Origin of the sequence: Actinomycetospora aeridis (assembly GCF_037400275.1) — a bacterium.
GTDB classification, from domain to species: Bacteria; Actinomycetota; Actinomycetes; order Mycobacteriales; family Pseudonocardiaceae; genus Actinomycetospora; species Actinomycetospora aeridis.
Genome location: NZ_JBBEGL010000005.1, coordinates 420,774 through 440,580 on the forward strand (window position 1 = coordinate 420,774; position 19,807 = coordinate 440,580).

Annotated in this window: 13 protein-coding genes; 4 read left to right on the top strand and 9 right to left on the bottom strand. The window is 75.1% G+C overall.

Features of this window, described 5'->3' with window-relative positions:
- The first annotated feature begins 10 nt into the window (after positions 1–10).
- Positions 11–1,384, top strand: a complete 1,374-nt coding sequence (locus WCD41_RS20165) for a carotenoid oxygenase family protein (protein WP_337715656.1) — start codon at positions 11–13, stop codon at positions 1,382–1,384.
- A 40-nt stretch (positions 1,385–1,424) separates the two neighbouring features.
- Here WCD41_RS20165 and WCD41_RS20170 read toward each other — a convergent pair whose 3' ends face one another.
- The 4 genes from WCD41_RS20170 to WCD41_RS20185 all read right to left on the bottom strand — a co-directional run bounded on the left by WCD41_RS20170 (position 1,425) and on the right by WCD41_RS20185 (position 5,315).
- Complete coding sequence (locus WCD41_RS20170; RefSeq protein WP_337715658.1) at positions 1,425–2,228, bottom strand: transglutaminase family protein; 804 nt, start codon at positions 2,226–2,228, stop codon at positions 1,425–1,427.
- 41 nt (positions 2,229–2,269) lie between these two features.
- Entirely contained in the window at positions 2,270–3,796 is a 1,527-nt protein-coding gene (locus WCD41_RS20175) for an N-acetylmuramoyl-L-alanine amidase (RefSeq protein ID WP_337715659.1), read from the bottom strand.
- 235 nt (positions 3,797–4,031) lie between these two features.
- Complete coding sequence (locus WCD41_RS20180; protein ID WP_337715661.1) at positions 4,032–4,634, bottom strand: hypothetical protein; 603 nt, start codon at positions 4,632–4,634, stop codon at positions 4,032–4,034.
- Positions 4,635–4,667: 33 nt separating this feature from the next.
- Positions 4,668–5,315 carry a hypothetical protein gene (locus tag WCD41_RS20185; RefSeq protein WP_337715663.1) on the bottom strand — a complete coding sequence of 216 codons (648 nt, stop codon included), beginning with the start codon at positions 5,313–5,315 and terminating at the stop codon, positions 4,668–4,670.
- A 229-nt stretch (positions 5,316–5,544) separates the two neighbouring features.
- On the opposite strand from WCD41_RS20185, the gene WCD41_RS20190 reads away from it, so the two are divergent.
- The 3 genes from WCD41_RS20190 (at position 5,545) to WCD41_RS20200 (ending at position 9,487) form a co-directional block, all read left to right on the top strand.
- Positions 5,545–7,056 (top strand): carboxylesterase/lipase family protein, encoded by a 1,512-nt coding sequence (locus tag WCD41_RS20190; RefSeq protein ID WP_337715665.1) that lies wholly within the window; start codon positions 5,545–5,547, stop codon positions 7,054–7,056.
- A gap of 128 nt (positions 7,057–7,184) precedes the next feature.
- A complete protein-coding gene (locus WCD41_RS20195; RefSeq protein WP_337715667.1) occupies positions 7,185–8,849 on the top strand; it encodes a WXG100 family type VII secretion target in 1,665 nt (554 codons plus the stop codon).
- Complete coding sequence (locus WCD41_RS20200) at positions 8,846–9,487, top strand: hypothetical protein (protein WP_337715670.1); 642 nt, start codon at positions 8,846–8,848, stop codon at positions 9,485–9,487. Before WCD41_RS20195 ends, WCD41_RS20200 begins: the two co-directional genes overlap by 4 nt.
- Before the next feature lie 48 nt (positions 9,488–9,535).
- Here WCD41_RS20200 and WCD41_RS20205 read toward each other — a convergent pair whose 3' ends face one another.
- From WCD41_RS20205 to recC, 5 genes are all read right to left on the bottom strand, one after another.
- A complete protein-coding gene (locus tag WCD41_RS20205; protein ID WP_337715672.1) occupies positions 9,536–9,799 on the bottom strand; it encodes a hypothetical protein in 264 nt (87 codons plus the stop codon).
- A gap of 38 nt (positions 9,800–9,837) precedes the next feature.
- Positions 9,838–11,109: an SLC13 family permease gene (locus WCD41_RS20210; protein WP_337715674.1), complete on the bottom strand. Its 1,272-nt coding sequence runs from the start codon at positions 11,107–11,109 to the stop codon at positions 9,838–9,840.
- Between the two features lie 88 nt (positions 11,110–11,197).
- The gene (recD, locus tag WCD41_RS20215; protein WP_337715675.1) at positions 11,198–13,039 is read right to left on the bottom strand and encodes an exodeoxyribonuclease V subunit alpha; all 1,842 of its coding nucleotides are present in this window, start codon (positions 13,037–13,039) and stop codon (positions 11,198–11,200) included.
- Entirely contained in the window at positions 13,036–16,425 is a 3,390-nt protein-coding gene (locus WCD41_RS20220; RefSeq protein WP_337715677.1) for a UvrD-helicase domain-containing protein, read from the bottom strand. Before WCD41_RS20220 ends, recD begins: the two co-directional genes overlap by 4 nt.
- Complete coding sequence (gene recC / locus WCD41_RS20225) at positions 16,422–19,646, bottom strand: exodeoxyribonuclease V subunit gamma (protein WP_337715679.1); 3,225 nt, start codon at positions 19,644–19,646, stop codon at positions 16,422–16,424. The genes WCD41_RS20220 and recC overlap by 4 nt, the downstream gene beginning before the upstream one ends.
- Between the last annotated feature and the right edge of the window lie 161 nt (positions 19,647–19,807).

Consider the following 19,807-nt stretch of genomic DNA (forward strand, 5'->3'; position numbering starts at 1 on the left):
CGCTCTGGGGGTGACCACCACCCCCACGCCGCTCGGGCGTCGCCAGGAGCTCCAGGGACGGTTCACGCCGGTGCCCGACGAGATCGACGCCGTCGACCTGCCCGTCGAGGGCGCCCTGCCCCCCGAGCTCACGGGCCGCTACCTGCGCAACGGCCCGAACCCGCTGCCCGGCGAGGAGGCCGCGCACCTGTTCACCGGGCACGGGATGCTCCACGGTGTGCGCCTGCGCGAGGGGCGCGCGGAGTGGTACCGCAACCGCTGGGTGCGCACCGGGGCGCTCGAGGGCCGGCCGTTCATCTCGGAGTCCGGGGTGGACCTCACGGCGGTCCCCGCGAACACCCACGTGATCGAGCACGGTGGCCGGCTGTTCGCGCTGGTCGAGAACGGCCTGCCCTACGAGGTCGACGGCGACCTGGGCACCATCGGGCCCTGCGACTTCGGCGGGCGCCTGACCACGGCGATGACCGCGCACCCCAAGACCGATCCGGTGACGGGCGACCTGCACTTCTTCGGCTACTCGCCGTTCCCGCCGTTCGTGACCTACCACCGGCTCTCCGCCGACGGCCACGACCTCGTCAGCCGCGAGGTCGCCGTCGCCGAGCCGACGATGATGCACGACTTCGCGATCACTGCCGAGCACGTCGTGTGGCTCGACCTGCCTCTGACGTTCCAGTGGGAGCGGCTGGAGTCGGGTGTGCCGTTCGGGTGGGACGACGCGTACGGCGCGCGGCTCGGCGTGATGCGCCAGGACGACCCGACGTGCGCGGTGACGTGGTTCGACGTCGACCCCTGCTACGTCTTCCACGTCGGGGGCGCCTGCACCGACGAGCAGGGCCGCGTGGTCGTCGACGGGGCGCGCTACGCCCCGGCGGACGTGGCGCTCATGTGGGACACGCCGGTGCCCACCGACCCGGCGGCGGCCGCCGCGGCGACGGGCCGGGCCCGGATGCACCGCTGGGTGCTCGACCCACGGGACGGCTCGGTCGCGGAGACGTCGCTGGAGGACCGGGGCGTCGAGTTCCCGACCATCGACGAGTCGCTGGTGGGCCGTCCCTCGCGCTGGCGCTACGCCGTCGCCGACCGGGGCGTGGGCGGCGAGAAGGCGGGGGCGATCGTCAAGGTCGACGCCGACGGCACCCTCACGCCGCACGAGCTCGGGCCGGACGTCGCGGCGGGCGAGGCGGTGTTCGTGCCGTCGGAGGCCCCCGACCGTGCCGAGGACGACGGCTGGCTGATCACGATCACCACGCGGCGCGACGGCACCGCGTCACAGCTGCTGGTGCTCGACGCGACCGACGTCGCCGGGGCACCCGTCGCCGCCGTCACCCTCCCCCGCGGCGTCCCCTCGGGCTTCCACGGTTCCTGGATCCCCGACGGTATGTGAGCGAACTTCGGGGCTATAGCACCGAAGTTCGCTCACATGGCTAGTTGAGGTGCGCCCGCCAGCTACGGGCGTGGCGGCGGAGGGCGTCGGCGTCGTCGGGGAGATGCTCGGCCCACTCCTCGAGCAGGTCGGCGGCCTCGCGGAACGCCGCGCGCCGGCCGCGCACCTCGGCGAGCTCGGCGACCTCGACCGCCGAGACCCCGGGCAGGCCGAGCCGCATCCGCAGCACCCACCCCAGCTCGGCGAGGTCGCCGCGGGAGCGGTGGATGCCGCGCAGGTTGTTCAGCATGCGCACGAGCACGGCGTCGGTGCCGATCGGCGCGAGCAGGGCGTCGTCGAACGGGACGTCGGCCCCGAGCCCCGTGGCCTCGCGGAACCGGCGGATGCACTGCTCGCGGTCGAGCATCTCGCCGGTGAACGGGTCGAGGTGCTGCAGCGCGCCCGGCGGGTGGACGAGGAAGTGGCCCGGCATGCCGACCGGCTCGAGGCCCAGCCCGGCCCGCCGTCCGACCTCGATGCACACCACGGCGAGGGTGATCGGGATGCCGGCGCGTCGTCCGAGGACCTCGGTGAGCGAGGAGTTGCGCGGGTCGTAGTAGTCCTCGCGGTCCCCGTGGAAGCCCTCCTCGACGTAGAGGCGCCGCACGAGGTCGTCGAGGTCGACGAGCCCGGAGGCGAGCCGGTCCAGCTCGGCGCGGGCGGCGTCGACGTCGGCGTCCGGGTCGGCCGCGCGGGCGATCTCGAGGGCACCCTCGAGCAGGTCCGGCCGGCCGTCCCGCACGAGGGCCAGGAACCGGCCCACGGCGTCGTCGACGGCCGCGCGCCGTGCCGCGTCGTCGTCCACGCCGCGCATCCTGCCGTGCGTGGCCGCACGGCGCCGGGTGGTCAGACCGGCCCGCGCACCGCTCCGGTCGCGCTGTCCCAGGTCAGGGCCCCGTGCTGGAAGGCCTGCTGCCGCCCGCCGGGCACGTCGCGCTCGGCGCCCGTCGGGTAGCCCAGCGCCGAGCCCTCCGCCCCGGCCCGCTGCCAGTGGTCGGCGATCGCCCCAGTCACCGTCCACGCGCCGGTACCCGGCGACCAGATCACCGTGCCGTGCTCGAAGACGGTGTAGCGCCCGGTCCCGTCGACCGTCGGGGACTCGACGCGAGTGGGCTCGCCGAGCGAGCCGCGCTGCGCCGACCACGCCGTGCGGACGTCGCCGGCGGATCCCTCGATGAGCGCCTTCACCTTCGCGCGCAGCGGCCCCATCTGGGCGTAGCCGACGTCCCCGGGGCACGAGGTGTTGCCGACGTCGCGGTGGGCGAACAGCGCCGGCACCGACGTCGACTGTCCCTTCGGGAACCGCGACGTGCCGCCGCCCGCCGAGGTGAGCCGCACCTGCTCGTCCGGGTCGCGGTAGAGCCCGCCGAGCTTCCACGCCGCGAGCGCCGCCACCGAGTTCAGCGTGGCCGCGCTGGGAGGCAGCGTCGAGTAGTTGCCCATCATCGCGATGCCCCACGTCTCGCGGTTGAACCCGCCCGCGTGGGCCGCCACGACGGCCTTGTCCATGCCCCCGGCACGGCCCTCGAAGATCGTTCCGTACTTGTCGACGAGGGCGTTGTAGCCGATGTCGCCCCAGCCCTGCTTCTGCGTGTGGTACGCGAAGATCGCGCGGACGATCCCCGCCGACTCGGCCGGCGTGTAGTCGTTGGACTCGCTGGTGTGGTGGATCGTCACCGCGCGCACGGTCGGCGTGGTCTCCGGTCCCCAGGTCGCCTTCGACTCGTCGGCGCCCCACTGCGACCGGGTGACGTACTTCGGTGCGGCCGGACCCCGGGCGGAGCCCAACGCCCCGATCGCCTCGTCGTTGCTCCCGACGCCGGGGTCGATGCGCACGACCTGCACGTCGTCGGTCACCGGCCGGCCGGCCCGCACCGCGCGGACCTGCACGGCGGTGCGGTCGCCCACCCAGATCGGGTCGGTGCCGCCGGCCGCGGGTGCCGCGCCGGGGGCGGCGTCGGGCGCCGCGTCCCGCTCGCTGCCGGCCGGGTCGAGGTCGGTCCAGGTGCCCCACTGCCCGGCGGCGTCGGTGGAGCGCACGGCCACCGAGTCCGGCGCCGGGCCGGTCCAGGTCACGGCGACGAGGCGCAGCGGCTGGTCCGCCCGGACCTCGCGCGCGCCCGTCGCGTCCCGGGCTCCCGGGGTGTAGGTCATCGACGCGACGCCCGACGTCACGGGCGACGCGGGCGGCAGCGACGCCGGGGGCATCACGGCGTGCGCCGGGTCGAGCTGGCGCACCCCGGCGGGTGCCGCCGCGTCGAGCGCCGGCGCGTCGAGCGCGGTCGGGGTCGCCGGCACGGCGGGCACCGCCGGGTCCCCCGGCCCGCTCGGGCCCGCCGGCTGCGCCACCGCGGGGGTCGGCAGCAGGAGCACCGCGGCCGTGGTCAGCGCGACCGTGCCCCACCGCGCCCGTGCCCCACGACGCCCACGCCCCCTCGGAGCCCCGGACCCGGCCATCACGCACGCACCTCCCGCTGGATCAGCGGCATCTCATGATCCGCCGGGGCCCACCATGACCCCCACACGAGCACCATCCACCACACCACGCCTCAAAGACGCCCGGTCAGGTGACTTTGAGTGACAATCTGAGCGCGCTGCGTCAGACAGGTCACAGGTGTGCCTGGGCGAAGGTCGCGATCGTCCGCATGGCCATCGCGTCCGCGCCCGCGCCGATCGGGCCGGCGACGACGGGGATGAGCTTGGTGACGTTGAGGGCGCCGCGGCGGGTGAAGCGGGAGGTGAGCCGGAAGCCGATCCGCGTGTCGAGCTGCGCGCGCACCTCGGGCGGCAGGCGACGCAGCCCGTGCAGGAGCGAGGCGTTCACGAGGTCCAGCCCGGTGCGCTCGGCGAGCTCGACGCCGTCGCCACCGAGGACGCAGACGAGCGCGGCGGTGCGGACCACGGGATCGGCGAGGTCGCGCCCGCGCAGGTGCGCCACGCCGGCCGAGAGCCGGGTGCCGAGCAGGTAGAGCCCCGTGGTGCCCGCCGGTGCGGTGACCAGCAGGGTGGCGGCGCCCCCGAGGCTCGTCAGCAGCCCCGAGCTCGCGGCCAGCCGCACGTGGGTGCCGACGACCCGGCGGACCGCGGCCTCGACGTCGTCCTCGGTGGCGACCAGGGCGTCGTCGGCCACGCCCGCCGCGCCCGCGAACGGGCCGATCCCGCCGACCGCACGGCGCCACAGCTCGTCGACCAGGGTGTCGGGGAGAGGCACGCCCCCAGTGTCACGCGCCGGCGGTCGCCCGGTTCACCCGGCGAGGTCGCACGCCGCGGTGAGCGTGCCGACCCACGGCCGGCCGCGGTCGCGGTCGCGCGCCCGCTCGAGCCGAGCGCGCCGGTCGTCCGCCCGTGCCCAGGCGAGCACCTCCGGCGCGACGCGGGCGCCGTAGAACGCGTCCACGACGAGCTCGGCGAGGTGGTGGTCCGCGCTCGCGATCTCCTTGTAGTCCCAGATCGCGAGGAGCCGGTCCGGCGGATCCCCCAGCGCACCGATGCTGTCGAGCATCGCCACCGCCGTCGCGCCCTCCGGGTCGTCGGGGTGGGTGTCGAGCAGCGCCGACCACACGGCGTCGACGACGTCGCGCACCGCGTTGCGCTCGAGCTCGGACCAGCCCTCCCAGTTCTCGGCGACGCGGGTGAGCACGGTGCGCAGGTCGACGCGGTCGTCCGTCAGCGCCCGGCGCAGCAGCCACGGCGTGAGCGCGCGCAGGTCCTCGGGCGTCCCGAGCGTGTTGCCCAGGGCGAGCGCGAGCGTCAGGGGGTCGGCGTTCGCGACCCACACCTCGCCGTGACAGTGGGGGCACCCGGCCAGCAGCTCCGGGGCCGGGTGCGCCACGAAGGCGGCCTCCAGGCCCCACAGCGCGGCGTCGACCCCCGCATCCGTCTTCACGTCCATCGGGAGCAATCCTCGGCACTCGCAATGCGACACGCTGGGCCGATAGGGCGAATATCAATCTGTTGTGTGACCGTGCGTGGCATCTCGTACCGCCGAGCGTGGCTGCACGTCCACTCGTCCTGTCGTCGAGGGGGCGGGTGAGCAGCGGCGACACGCCCGGGACGGGTGATGACCGGCTCCTCGATCACATCGGCGGGCGCTCGCGGCGGACGTCCCACAAACTCGGGGTATGCGTTCGCGGCACCAGCACGTCGTCCCGGGCCCGGAGGTCAAGACCACCGGCGGCATCGTCCGCGGCATCACGACCCACGGCGTCCACACCTGGCGTGGTGTCCCCTACGCGGCACCGCCCGTCGACGAGCTCCGGTTCCGCGCCCCGCAGCCCGTGGAGCCGCGGGAGGGCGTCCGCGACGGGTCGCGGTTCGGTCCCGTGCCCATCCAGGAGCGCATCGGCGAGTTCATCGGCGCCGGCAAGGACACCCCGATGGGCGAGGACTGCCTGACGCTCAACGTCACCGCACCCACCACGGCGTCCGACGAGCCCCGCCCGGTCATGGTCTGGTTCTACGGCGGCGCGTTCGTGGTCGGCGCGTCCTCGGCCCCGACCTACCGCGGCTACGACTTCGCGCGCCGCGGCGACGTCGTCTACGTCAGCGTCAACTACCGCCTCGGCGCGCTGGGCTACCTCGACTTCTCCGCGTACGGCACGCCCGAGCGGCCGATCGAGTCGAACCTGGGGCTGCGCGACCAGATCGCCGCGCTCGAGTGGGTGCGCGACAACATCGCGGCGTTCGGCGGCGACCCCGACCAGGTCACGATCTTCGGCGAGTCGGCCGGGGCGATCTCGGTGACGACGCTGATGGCGACGCCGGCCGCGCGCGGCCTGTTCCACCGCGCGATCGCCGAGAGCTCGGCGCCCGGGATGGTGTTCGGGCAGCAGCGGGCGCGCGCCTGGGCCGCGGGCTTCGTCACCGCGCTAGGTGCCGACGACGACCCCCTCACCGGGCTCACGAGCGCGACGTCCCGCCAGCTGCTGGGCGCCGCCCAGGTGCTGCGCGACCACCTCGGCGACCAGCCCGGCACCATCCCGACCGCGCCCGTCGTCGACGGCGACCTCCTGCCCGAGTCCCCGCTCGACGCCTTCGAGGCCGGCCGCGCCGCCGACGTGCCGCTGATCATCGGCACGAACGACACCGAGGGACGGCTCTTCGAGCTGCCCCGGATGCGCCTCGACGTGCTCGTCAGCGAAGAACGCGCGCACAGGATGTTCGCGCTGACCCAGCCCGAGCTGCGCGACCAGGTGCTCGCCGCCTACGAGGACCAGCCGTTCCGCAAGGACCTCGGCGGCGACTACATGTTCTGGTACCCCTCGGTGCGGATCATGCAGGCGCACCGCGGACCGGTGTGGGCCTACCGCTACGACCTCACCACGCCGGTGCTGAACCTCATGGGCGTGCGCGCCACACACGGCATGGAGCTCTACCCGGTCTTCGGGCTCGCGGACTCGAACGCCGGTAGGTGGCTCACCGCCCTCGGCGGCCGTCGATCCCTGCGCGCGATGCAGGAGCGGGTCCAGGCCGACTGGATCCGGTTCGCCCGCGAGGGCGCACCGGCGTCGTACTGGCCGGAGTACGAGACCGGGTCCCGCCTCACGAAGATCCTCGACCGGGTCGACCGCATCGAGTCCGACCCCCGCCGCGAGCGCCGTCTCGCGTGGGAGGGGTTCCGCGGCTACGACTAGGCAGGCGCGCCGGGAGGTCGAGACTCCGGGGCCGATCCGTGTCCCGGGGACACGGGTCGGGGGTCCTCGGCCGGGCGGACCTGCCGGAACGGCACCCGCGTCGCGACGGCTCCTGGCACGCTCGAGGCATGGCCGAGCTCGTGGTGACGGCGGGCGCGCTCCCGTCGACCGCCGCGGCTCTGCGCCGTCAGGTCGACGATCTCGGGCGGGCCGTCGACGACGCCGACCGGTACGTCAGCGCGGTGCGCACCGCGTGGGACGGCGCGGCGTCCGACACCTTCGCCGGGGCGTGGACCGACTGGCGCGACGCGTCCGTGGCCGTCCGCGCCGGGCTGGAGCAGCTGCGCACGCTGCTCGAGACCACGGACACGAACCACCGGATCGCGCAGGACGCGTCGGTCCGCGCATGGTCCCCGACGGCCGGGGGTGCCGGTCCGCCGGCCGTCCTCGCCATGTCCGCCGGCCCGGGCCTCGCGCCGGAGGCGCCGCCGTGGGTCACGCTCTCGACGCCCGAGATCGTGCGCGCGGCGCTGGTGACCGCCGAGGTCCAGTACGCGGTCGGGGGAGCCGCCGGACGCGGTGTGCTCGAGGCGTCCGCGGGATTCGCCGGCGACGACGCGGCCCTCGGGGCGTGGCGCGGGCGGTACGACGCGCTCGCCCGGCGCACCTGGTCCGCCCTCGGCGCCGGTGTGGCGATCTTCGGCGGCATGGCGGTCGGTCTCACCGACACGGCGAACGCGTGGGTCGAGGCCGACGAGACGGCCGTGCCGGGCGGCCGGCCCGGCGAGCGGCTCCCGGCGCCGGCCGTCCTGCCCGGGCTCGCCGGTGCGGGGCCGGCACCCTCGACCGGGCCGGGCCCGGTCGGTCCGGTGCCTGACGTGGTGGCCGCGTACGTGCCGGACGTGGACGCGGCGCGCGTGGAGGAGGTGGGCGAGGCCTGGCGCGCGATCGGCGACGCCGTGGCGCGCGGGGTCGTCGAGGTGGATGGCGCGCTGCGGGCGGTCCACGCTGCCAACGCCGGTCCGGTGTTCGACGCGATCGACCGCTACTGGCGAGGAGTGCAGGGGGCCGGCTCGGAGACGGTGCTCGAGCTCGCCACCCGCGTGCCCGGCGTCCTCGCGACCAGTGTCGCCGGTCTCGCCGACATCGTGCGGGAGACCCAGCGCGAGATCCTCGACGCGATCCACCACCACCCCATCGGCGACGACGAGCAGGAGACCTACTACCTGCTCCAGGGCGCGAAGATCGGGGCGAGCTTCCTGCTCGGCGGGGTCGGGCGGGTCGGCACCCGGTTGATCGACGCGGCCGAGACCGGCCTGCGGATCCATCTCGCCCGCGGGCGGTACGAGGACCGTGTGGCGGAGCTGGCGCGCCAGCTCGACCAGCAGCTCATCTCCCGGCTCGTCGACGCGACCCGCGAGCCGCGCACCGTCGAGTCGGTGGCACCGCAGTTCGCGCCGCCGCCGACCATCGTCGGCGATATCCCGCTCCCTCCGCTCCGCTTCGACCGCGTTCAGTTGGAGGAGAAGTTCCGGGAGCACTATCGGGACTTCGGCCTCTCGGACACGAGTACGCGCAATCGGCAGCTCTACCAGGACGCAGCTGCGCAGATCGCGACCGATGCCGGGAACGTGCACATCCACGGAACCTACCGCGGCACGATCGAGGTGATCTTCCACGTCGATCCGCGCACCGGACTGATGGTGATGCAGCGCGAGAACGGTTCGTTCCTCAGCGCCTACGGCCTGCAGCCCGACCAACTGAGGAACGTCTTGGAGCGGCAGCGGCTGTGAACGAGAACATCTCGGAGCGGAGCACGCCAAGAGCCGCTGACCTGCTGTCCGTGCTCGACATTGTACGGAACGGGGCTCTCCCCGACAGTGACGTCGCGGCACTCAAGGATCGGTACGCCCAACTCAGACTCGCCACCGACGGCGACTGGCCGCCCCGCTTGTCGTACTTCCTCAACGAGCTCTTCTACGTCATGGAAGAGCATTCGCGAGACCCTCGTCTGCGGGCCAATGACGGTGGCCTCGACGACGACGGTCTCCGCGAGGCGATGAGGTCCCTCGCCCCGGTCCTCGGCGAGGAGTACGAGCGCATGCGAGCTGCAGAAGACGGCCGTGCTGCACCGCCCGTCGTCACGACGTCGTCAGCGCACGACGCGTCGTCGGGTCTCCTCGACAGCGTTCGCGCCTTCCTTGCGGGCGATGCGGACGCCAGCGCGTTCACGAGAGCGGTACAGCGACGAACAGGAGTCGAGAGTCTTCCTGCTGCCGTCCAGGCGCACGCCGGGATCATCCACCGCGCGCTCGCGGCATGGGTGCCCGAAGGTCGGCGGCGCCTCTACGAACTCGACGAGGACGGACTCCGAGTGCGCATCGCGGACGTCGAGCCGCGCCTCGCCGAGGCGGTCGCCGAACTCTCGTGAGAACGCTTCGAATTTCGAAGCGTTCTCCTCAGAGAGTCCGGCCTCCCGTCAGGTCGCGCGGGCCTTCCGCTTGCGCTGTGCCGCGTACAGCGTGATCGCGCCCGCGACGACGGCGACGACCACGAAGACGATCCCGAGCACGACGCTGTGCTCCACCAGGAAGAAGATCAGGGCCACGCCGATCGAGAGGATCGTGCCGATCGTCCCGATCCCGACGTTGAGCTTGAGCTCGCTCTGCTTCTCCGGGGCGTGGTCCGGGTCGGCGGCGGGGTTGCGGGCCCGGCGGGCCGCGGAGTCGCTGTCCTGGCTCATGGAGCAGGGCTACCCGACCGGGCCGGGCGAACGAACCCCTACAGCCAACCGGGCAGGACCAGCAGCGCCCAGGCGAGCAGCGGGCCCGCGACCACCACGATCCCGCTGTAGACGAGCATCCGCCGGTAGAAGGCCTCGCGGTCGACGTCCTCGGGGGTCGAGGCGAGGACGAGCGCGCCGTTGGTCGAGAACGGGCTGACGTCGACGATCGTGCTCGCCACCGCGAGTGCCGCGACCATCCCGATCGCGCTCACCGCGCCCTGCTGGAGGAACGGCAGGGCCAGCGGGATCGCGACGCCGAGGATGCCCGCCGACGACGCGAACGCCGACAGCACCCCGCCGAGGTAGCAGAGCAGCAGCGCCGCGATCAACGGGACGCCGAGGGCGACGATCCCGTTCCCGACGACGTCGACCGTGCCGGCCTCCTGCAGCACACCGACGTAGGTGATCACGCCGCAGACGAGCAGGACCGTGGACCACGCGATCCCCTTCGCCGCCTCACGGTGCCCCGCCGGGCAGAGGATCCCGAGGAGCACGGCGATCGCGAGCGACAGCACCCCGACGTCGAGGCCGAACGCCACCGTGCCCACCGCGAGCACGAGGATGCCGATCAGCGTCAGCACCTGCTCGCGGCCCACCACCACCGGCTCGTCGTCGCGCGCGTCCTCCTCCGCGGCGATGTCCGAGGAGGCCCCCGGCGTCACCCGCACCCCGGCCAGCGACCGGCCGCCGAGCACCACGAACACCACCCCGGCGACCACGACGTTGATCACGAGCGGGGCGAGGAAGAGCGTCGTCGAGCTGAACGGGATGCCGGTCGGGCCGACGACGCCGGCCACGAACGTCCCGTAGACGCTGATCGGGGAGAACGCCCCGGCCAGCGAGCCGTGGACGACCATCATGCCCATGAGCAGCAGGTCCACCCCGTAGCGGCGGGCGAACGGCATCGCCAGCGGCGCCACGATCGCCACGGCGAACAGCGCCCCGATCGCCGAGAACACGGCGGACAGGGTGAAGAAGATCCAGGGCGCCGCGACGAGGTGACCGCGCACGAGGCGCATCGACCACTGCACCAGCAGGTCGACCGTGCCGTTGTGGTGCGCGACCGCGAAGAGGTAGGTCAGGCCGACCAGGATGAGGAACAGGTCGCCCGGGAACTCGGCGAGGACGTCGTCGAGGCTCATCCCCGCCAGCAGCACGCCGACGCCGGCGGCCGCGACGAAGCCGAGCGCGCCGAGGTTCACCGGCAGCAGGGTCGCGATGACGAACATCGCCACCAGCACCACGATCGAGACGATCACGGCCGTCATGCGCGGTCCTCCCGCCGGGCGGGCCACGCCGCCCGCGAGGAGGATGATTCGCCCATACGGGTGGCGCCGCGTCAAACCGACACGGAGGTCAGAGGCGTCGGCGCAGCCCCGACGCGCGGCCGATGGGACGGGCGATCGCGGCCCGCACGGCCTCCTCGCTGCCGACGAGCCGCACCCGCACCCGGGCGCGCGTCACCGCGGTGTAGAGCAGCTCGCGGGTCAAGAGCGGCGACTCCGCCGGCGGCAGGATCACCGACACCCGCGCGAACTGGCTGCCCTGGGCGCGGTGCACCGTCATCGCGTACACCGTGGCGATGCCGTCGAGCAGGCTCGGCGCGATCTCCACCGGGGCGCCGCCGCGCGCGAACGCCGCCCGCGGCCCACGCGGCGTCCCGATGACCACGCCGGTGTCGCCGTTGTAGATCCCGCGGTCGTGGTCGTTGGCCGTCACGAGCAGGGGACGGCCGGGGTACCACTCCTCGTCGCGGTCCGCGACCGGCCCGGACTCGACGAGCCAGCGCTCGACGTCGGCGGCCCAGCGGGTCACGCCGAACGGCCCGCGGCGGTGGGCGCAGAGCAGGCGGTGCTCGTCGAGGCGGGCGAGCGCCAGGGGCGCGTCGCCGTCGAGCGCCGCGAGCTCGGTCTCGGCGGCGCTGCCGACCACCTCCTCGCGCAGCTCCGCCAGGCCGCCGGGATCGCGGGTGGTCAGGTCGCTGTCCTCGACGAACACGACGTCGTGCTCGCCCGCGCGCAGGGCCGCGACGGCGTCGTCGGCGTCGCCGGACCGGATCGCGGCGGCGAGCCGGGCGATCGTGCCGTGGAACCGCCAGGTGCGGTCGAGCACGGTGACCCCGCCCCGCACCGGCGGCCCGGGCGCCCCGACGCGGTCGAGGGCGCCGTCGAGCTCGGGCTCGGGGTCGGCGGGCGTCCCGACGAGGTCGCCGAGCACCGCGCCGGCCTCGACAGAGGCGAGCTGGTCCGGGTCGCCGACGAGGACCAGACGCGCGTCGGGCCGCACCGCCTCGAGCAGGCGCGCCATCAGCGTCAGCGACACCATCGACGTCTCGTCGACGACCACCACGTCGAAAGGCAGGTGCCGGTGGCGGTCGTGGCGGAAGCGAGACGAGCCGCGGATGGGGCCGAGCAGCCGGTGGATCGTCGACGCCGAGAGCCCGGCGATGCGCGCCCCGTCGGCCTCGGGCAGCTCGACCTCGCCGAGTGCCTCCTGCATCCGCGCCGCTGCCTTCCCGGTGGGCGCGGCGAGGGCGATGCGCAGCGTCGGGTCCTGGTCGCGCAGGACCGCGAGCAGCGTGGCGACCGTGGTGGTCTTGCCGGTGCCCGGGCCGCCGGCCAGCACGCTGGTCCAGCGCAGGGTGCAGACCGCGACCGCGCGGCGCTGGGCGTCCTCGGGCCCCGCAGTCGGGTAGAGCCGGTCGAGCGCACTGCGCAGGCGGTCGGTGTCGACGGCCGGCGCGGCGGCGGCGGCGCGCCGGGCGAGCGTCTCGCGGACCTGCTGTTCCTGGCGCCAGTAGCGGTCGAGGTAGAGCAGGCCGTCGACCAGGCGCAGCGGGCGTCCGGTCGCCGACCCGTCGTCGGTGCCGACCAGCGGCGACGCCGCGCAGGCCGCCGTCCAGGGCTCCGGGTCGGGCCAGGGCAGGTCGGAGGTGTCGACGACCTCGTCGCCCTCGGCGAGCACGGTGCGGTCGACGGCGGCGAGGTCGAGGCAGACCGACCCGGCGCGCAGGGCGCGCACCACGAGCGCGGCGGCGAGCAGGACCTGCTCGTCGTCCTCGGCCCCGAGCCGGCCGAGGCGGCGGGCCACGTGGACGTCGCCGGCGGCGAGGACGCCGCGGGCGTTGAACGCGGCGAGCAGCCCGGTGGCGCGCGTCGCGAAGCGGATCCCGTCCTCGGCGAGCAGATCGGCCGTCACCGGGTCCCTCCGTCGAGCAGCGCGGACAGCTCCACGACGAGCGCCGGCGGCGGGTTCCACGCGAACACCCCGCAGGTCGTGCCGTCGACGACCGGGGTGTCGGCGCCGCACATGCCGCGCAGGAACAGGTAGAGCACGCCGCCGAGGTGGCGGGCGGGGTCGTAGCCGCGCAGGCGCCAGCGCAGGAAGCGGTGCAGGGCGACGGCGTAGAGGATCGCCTGCAGGGGGTAGTGCGCGGCGGTCATCGCGGTGGCCATCGCCGTCGGGCCGTAGTGGGCCGCCGTGAGCGGGGCGCGTCCCGTCGGCCCGATGGGCCCGAGCCAGTTGGTCTTGTAGTCGACGACGACGAAGCGCCCGTCGGGGCCGCGCAGGACCCCGTCGATGCTGCCGGTGAGGTAGCCGCGCAGCACCTGCTCGCCCAGCGCGTGGGCGCCGGGGTGGTCGAGGGCGTCGGGATAGCCGGCGAGGGGGTCGCCGGCGGGCAGGTGGCGGCGCAGCAGGGCCGACACCGCGGCCAGCGTGACCGGCGCCGACCCCGGGCGCGTGCGGTCGCCGCCGGCGAGGGGCAGCTCGAAGTCGAGCTCGGCGAGCCGGTCGCGCGGGGCGACGTCGGCGAGCCGGGTGCCGTCCGGCAGCGGCGTGAGCATCACCGGCAGCAGGGCGTCGGCCAGCGTCGCGGCGTCGACCTCGGCGTGCGGGTGGTGCAGCAGCTCGGCATCGGCGGCCTCGACGAGCGCGGCGTGGAGGTCGGGGGCTCCGGTGTCGACGGTCTCGAGCACCGAGTGCACGAGCGTCCCGAACGCCGCGCCGACGGGCAGGTCGGCCATCGGCGAGGGCACGGGATCGACCTCGTCGGCGACCTCGGGCACACCGCCGTCGTCGTCCGGGTCGGCCTCGTCGGCGAGGGTGCGCTCCTCGGGCTCGCTGCCCACCGGGCCCGGGCCGTGGGCGCCGGCCGTCAGCGAGGAGTAGGACGACCGGCGCCACGCCAGGTCGAGGTCACGGTCGAACGGGGCCGCGGCCAGCGGGTGCGCCTTGCGGGCGTCCGGAACGTAGGGCACGGCGCGGCGTGGCTCGACGCGTTCGACGGCGATGTCCCCGTCGGCCAGCGCCTCGAGGTGGGCGAAGGTGCGCTCGTCCTGCCACAGCGGGTACGAGCCGTCGGGCGTGGTGCCGGGCGCGGGGCGGCCGACGAACAGGCGGTGCACCGCGGACGACGACGTCGTGGTGGCGGGCGCCCACCAGCACACGACCTGCCCCTGCGCGCGGGTCAGCGCGACGTAGAGCAGCCGCAGGTCCTCGCCGTCCTCCTCCTGGCGCGCGGCGGCGACGTGGTCGCGCCACCGCGGGTCGGTCTCGCCGCCGACCGCGCGGACCCGCCGTCCCGCGTCGTCGTGGTGGGTGACGACGGTCGGGTCGTCGGCGACCCAGCGGTCCCAGCCGAACGGCACGTAGACCACCGGGTACTCGAGGCCCTTGCACTTGTGGACGGTGAGCACCTGGACCGCGCTGGCGTCGGACTCGAGGCGTCGGCTGCGCTCGGGACGCAGCTCGCCGGACCCCGCCGCGGCCTCGGCCATGCGCGCCCGCAGCCACTCGACGAGCGCGACCACGCCGAGGCGCGACTCGACGGCCGCCGCGTGCAGGACCTGGCCGATGTGGCGGATGTCGGTGATGCGCCGCTCGCCGTCGACGCGGCCCAGCACACGAGCGGCGAGCCCGGTCTCGGCGGACACCGCCTCGAGGAACGCCGCGACGCCCCGGTCGTGCAGCACCGCACCCCAGCGCCGCAGCGAGGCGCCCACCTCGGGGAGCACGGCGTCGGCGTGCGCGTCGAGATCCGCCGCGGTGTGCCCGAGGAACACCGTGAGCGCCGCCGCCCGCACCCGCGGCGGGCGGCCGGGCTGCTCGACGGCCTCGAGCAGGGTGCGCCACTCCTCGGCGCTCTCGGTGGCGAAGACGCTGGTGGCGCCGGCGAGCACCGACGGCACCCCGGCGAGAGTGAGCGCGTCGCGGACCAGCGTGGCCTGGGCGTTGGTGCGCACGAGCACGGCGAGGTCGCCCGGCCCGAGCGTCGGGTCCTTCCGGCCGTCCTCCCAGCGCGCGTCGGACGCGACGAGCTCGGCGATGTCGGCGGCGAGGTCGGCGGCGACCTTGTCGCGCACCGGACCCACGAGTGGCAGCCCGCTGCGGTACTCGGCGCGCAGGCCCGCGCGGGGCAGCAGGCGCAGCCGGAACGGCGCCGGCCGCGGCGCCCCGACCAGCCGTCGGCCCGCGTGGGCGGCGTCGACGTGCGGGACGACGATCTCGGTGTCGCCGAGCGCCGACCGGTTGAAGATCGTGTCGAGCCCGCGCACCAGCGGCTCGTCGCTGCGCCAGTTGGTGGTGAGCCCGGACTTGGTGTCCGCCGACCCGACGGCCTCGAGGTAGCTGACGACGTCGGCGCCGCGGAAGGCGTAGATGGCCTGCTTGGGGTCGCCGATGAAGGTCAGCGCGCTGTGCCCGTGGAACGCGACGCGCAGGATCTCCCACTGGACGGGGTCGGTGTCCTGGAACTCGTCGACCAGCACCACCGAGAATCGCGCCCGCAGCCGCGCGCAGGCGGCGTCGCCGAGCCGCGCGTCGACCAGCGCGTTGCGCAGGCGCGTGAGCATGTCGTCGAACGTGAACAGGCGCCGCCGACGCTTGCGCGCCTCGACCTCGTCGCGCACGGCGTGGGCGAACGACGAGCGTGCTCCGTGGACGTCGTCGGCGTCGACGCCGCGCGCGGGCTCGATGCCGGCCGAGGGGTCGGCGACGACGGCCCGCCCGATGGCGAGGGCGGTGGCGCGGTCGAAGTCGGGGGCGCCGGCGGTCGGCACGGCGTACTTGCGCAGGTAGAAGTCGTCGACGACCTCGGCGACCACGTCGTCGATGCGCTCGACGAACGTGCCGTCCGGGTCGGTGTCGCCGACGATCCCGAGCCCGGTGAGCATGTCCTGGCAGAACTGGTGGGTGGTCGCGATCGTCGCGGCGTCGAAGCCCGCCAGCGCCGCGGTGAGACGGGCCCGGCGCCGCGCGACCTCGGCGTCGTCGGCCCGGGCCAGCAGCTTCGTCACGGGGTCGGTGCCGCGCCGGGCGGCGTCCGGGTCGGCGAGACCGCGTTCGGTGCGCACGAAGCGCTCGCGGACGCGTTCCCGCAGCTCGCGCGTGGCCTCGCGCCCGAACGTCACGAGCATGACCTGGGGCAGCGTCGCGTGCCCCTCCGCGACGTAGCGGGCGGCGAGCGCGGCGATGGTGAACGTCTTGCCGGTGCCGGCGCTGGCCTCGAGCACGGTGGTGCCGGACGGCAGGGGTCCGCAGACGTCGAAGGCGGGCGCGGTCTGGTCCTCGAGGGTCGCCGTCACCGGCCGCTCACCTCCTCGGCCTCGCGCACCGGGGTCCACAGCCGCGTGGCGAGACCGGCGAAGCGGCTCGGGGCGTCACCGTCGGCGGGACCCACCAGGTCCTCGAGGAGCCGCCGGCGTCCCCACACCAGCACGTGCGCGGCGTCGTCCTGCTCGCCGCCGAACCGGCGCGCCCACTGGTCGCGGGCCCGGTTCATCGCCGCGACCTCGCCCTTGGTGGCGCGGGCCTGCGCGTAGGCCTCCGACGTGCGGCACATCAGGGGCAGCGGCTCGAGCATGCCGTCGGCGTGCAGGGCGAGGAGGTCGGCGAGCGCCTTCTGCGCGACCTCCGGCTCGAGCGGGCCGAGGGTCGAGGTGAGCGTCGGGCTGCCGAAGTTGCCCTTCCCGACGGTGACCGCCCGCCACGGCCGGTCCGGGTGCGCGGCGGTGAGCGCGAGCAGGCTCACCCAGGCCCGCAGCCGCTGCTTGGCGGCGAGCCGCGAGAACGTCACCGTCACCAGCGTCGTGTCGTGGACCCCGCCGACCGACCCCACGAGGGCGTCGGCGGTGATGTCGACGTCGACCGCCGCGGACCCGCGGAGCCCGGCGACGGCCGTGACGAGCGGCTCGACCTGCCGGCCGACGCCCTGGATCAGCGAGGCGCCCAGCGGCCCCGGGGGCAGCTCGCCGCGGCGACGCTCGGCCGCGATGCAGGCAGCGACGTCGCGGCCGGCGAGGCGGTCGCGCAGGAGGCGCTCGCCGATCGCCCAGCGCGCGAGCCCGACGGGCTCGACCGGGATGGCCTCGACCGTCTCCTCCTCCTCGCCGCGCGCGTGCACGCCGAGGCGCTGGCGCAGGAACGCCCTGACCGGGTGCTCGACGAACTTCGCGAGGTCCTCGAGGTCGAGGGGGCCGCGGGGCCGGGTCGGCAGGGGACCGGGCAGGAACGGGACGAGCGCCGTGCGCTCGCCGCGCAGCGCCCGGGTGCCGGCGAGCGCCGCGCCGTCGAAGGAGAACGGCGCGGCGGCGTCGAAGTCGTCCTCGTCGAACGGCTGGAGCGGGTTGCGTCGGGTGAGGTGGAAGCGGGCGCGCTCGCCGTCGTCGAAGGTGAACGTGGCGTCGAGGGTGTCGAGCAGCTCCCCGATCGGGACCGCGGGCGGCCGGTCGGCGCCGGTGCGCTCGTCGGCGCCGGAGTGGACCACCACGAGGTGGTCGGTGGCCGCGACGATCGCGTCGAGCAGCAGCTGGCGGTCCTCGGCGGCCGGGTCCCGCTCGCCGACGCGCGGGTCGCGGGCGAGGACGTCGTCGCCGTCGGCGCGCGTCTCGCGGGGGAAGACCTGGTCGTCCATGCCGAGCAGGCAGACCACGCGGTGGGGCACCGAGCGCATCGGCATCAGCGTCGCCACGGTCAGCGTGCCGGTGCGGAAGTTCGCGCGCGTGGGGCGCCCGGCGAGACGGTCGGCGAGCACGGCGCGGACGTCGTGCAGGGTCATCACCGGGTCGTGCGGGGCGCTCTCGAGCACGGCGGTGAGCTCGGCGCGCGCCTGCGCGAGCTGCCAGGCGTCGGCGGGGACCGTGGCGGTGAGCCCGTCGAGCCCCTGGCGCAGGGCATCGATCCAGGCGGTCAGCGGCTTCTCGCCGCGCAGGCCCTCGACCACCGCGCCCACCCGGTCGACCAGCTCGCCGAGGCGCCCGACGCGCTCGACGTCGCCCGAGTCGACCTCGTCCAGCGGCAGAGCGTCGCCCAGCCAGTCGCCCCCGTCGGCAGACATGGCGACGCCGACCAGCAGCCGGTCGAGGCCCTGTGACCAGGTGTTCTCGCCGAAGCGGTCGAGCGAGAAGGCCTTGCGGTGCGGGGCGTCCAGGCCCCAGCGGACCCCGGCGCGCTCGGCGAGCTCGCGCAGGCGCGGGAGGTCCTCGTCGTCGAAGCGGAAGCGTCGCCGCACCGGGTCGGACTCGGCGAGGTCGAGCAGCTGGGACGCCGTGACGCGCGCGTCGGCGAGCTCGAGCAGCGTCGCGAGCGTGCCGAACAGCGGGTTGACCTCGCGCAGCGAGCGGTCGGCGAGGCGGACCCGCAGCCGGTGCCCCGGGTGCGCGGACTCGTCGCCGTCGCCGGGACCGAAGCTCGCCGTGATCAGCGGCGCGAACGTCTCGATGTCCGGGCACAGGACGATGACGTCGCGCGGCTCGAGCGTCGGGTCGGCGCGCAGCAGGCCGAGGATGGTCTCGCGCAGCACCTCGACCTGGCGGTCCGGGCCGTGGCAGCGGTGGATCCGGATGCTGCCGTCGTCGGTGGCCGGTCGGGCCGAGGGTGCGCGGTCGTGGCGCAGCTCGTCCTGGAGGCGGGCGAGCAGGGTGGTGCCCGGGGCGTCGACGGCGTGGTGGTGGTCGGTGCTCTGCAGTCGGGAGAGGCGGAGCTGCAGCTCGCGGACGTCGCGGCCGAGGCTCGCGAGCAGGGGATGGGCGACGCTCTCCGCGCTCGTGTCGTCGGCGCGGCGGTCGGCCGTCCGCCCGTCGAGGCGCGTCCAGAGCGCCGGCGAGGGATGCGGCAGCCAGAGGTGGACCTCGTGGTCGGCGGCCAGGGCGTCGAGGACGGTCAGCTCGGTGTCGGAGAGCCGGGTGGCGCCGAAGAGGGACAGGCGCGGGGGAAAGCCTCTCGGAGGCGCGATGTCGGCGACCGTCTCGGCCGGGCTCGCCGCCGCCAGCCGCACGCGCAGCCGGCGCCACAGCTCGGGCTGCCAGCGGAGATCCAGCGGCGTCCCCGCGTCGTCACCCGTGGCCCACGCCCGGACGAGGGCGGGCCGGTGGTCGGCGTAGCGGGTGAACAGCCGCGCGAGGTGGCGGGCCGCGGCGAACCGCCGGCCCCGGCGTGTGCCCTTCGTGTCGCCGACGCCGAGGAAGGTGCCGAGGGGTGCGCACCAGGGCTCCTCGGCGCACTCGTCGATGGTCTCGAGCAGCGGCCACACCAGGCGTTCCGGGCGCCAGGGGTCGTCGTCGGGGACGGCGAGCACGCGGGCGACGACCTCGGCCGGCGAGGGGAACACGACGTTCGCGCACACCCCGTCGTCGCCGCCGGTCACCCCGAGGCGGTGCGACAGCCGCTGGGCCAGCCAGCGTTCGATCCCGCGGGTCGGTACGGCCACCAGCTCGGCCTTGAACGGGTCGTCGAGCGGCTCGGCGAGGACGTCGGCCAGGGCCTCGACGAGGCGGTCGGACCGCTCGGCACGGTGCACGTGGAGCACGCCCGCACCTCCCCCTGCCGACACGATCTCCCGGTGTCTGGCGACGCTAGACGAGGAGTCCGACGACGCTGCTCCCCGGGCCTCCGTGTCGCCGCACTCGCCGGTCGTCGGCGGATTCCGCGTGCCGAGAGGGGCCTACTCGCCGGCTGAGAGGTCGCCGA

Bases quoted from the DNA above. Each gene is read 5' to 3' on its own strand.
- WCD41_RS20185 (WP_337715663.1), bottom strand. From the start codon at position 5,315: ATGGACGTGAAGACGGATGCGGGGGTCGACGCCGCGCTGTGGGGCCTG.
- WCD41_RS20190 (WP_337715665.1), top strand. From the start codon at position 5,545: ATGCGTTCGCGGCACCAGCACGTCGTCCCGGGCCCGGAGGTCAAGACC.
- WCD41_RS20195 (WP_337715667.1), top strand. From the start codon at position 7,185: ATGGCCGAGCTCGTGGTGACGGCGGGCGCGCTCCCGTCGACCGCCGCG.
- WCD41_RS20205 (WP_337715672.1), bottom strand. From the start codon at position 9,799: ATGAGCCAGGACAGCGACTCCGCGGCCCGCCGGGCCCGCAACCCCGCC.
- WCD41_RS20210 (WP_337715674.1), bottom strand. From the start codon at position 11,109: ATGACGGCCGTGATCGTCTCGATCGTGGTGCTGGTGGCGATGTTCGTC.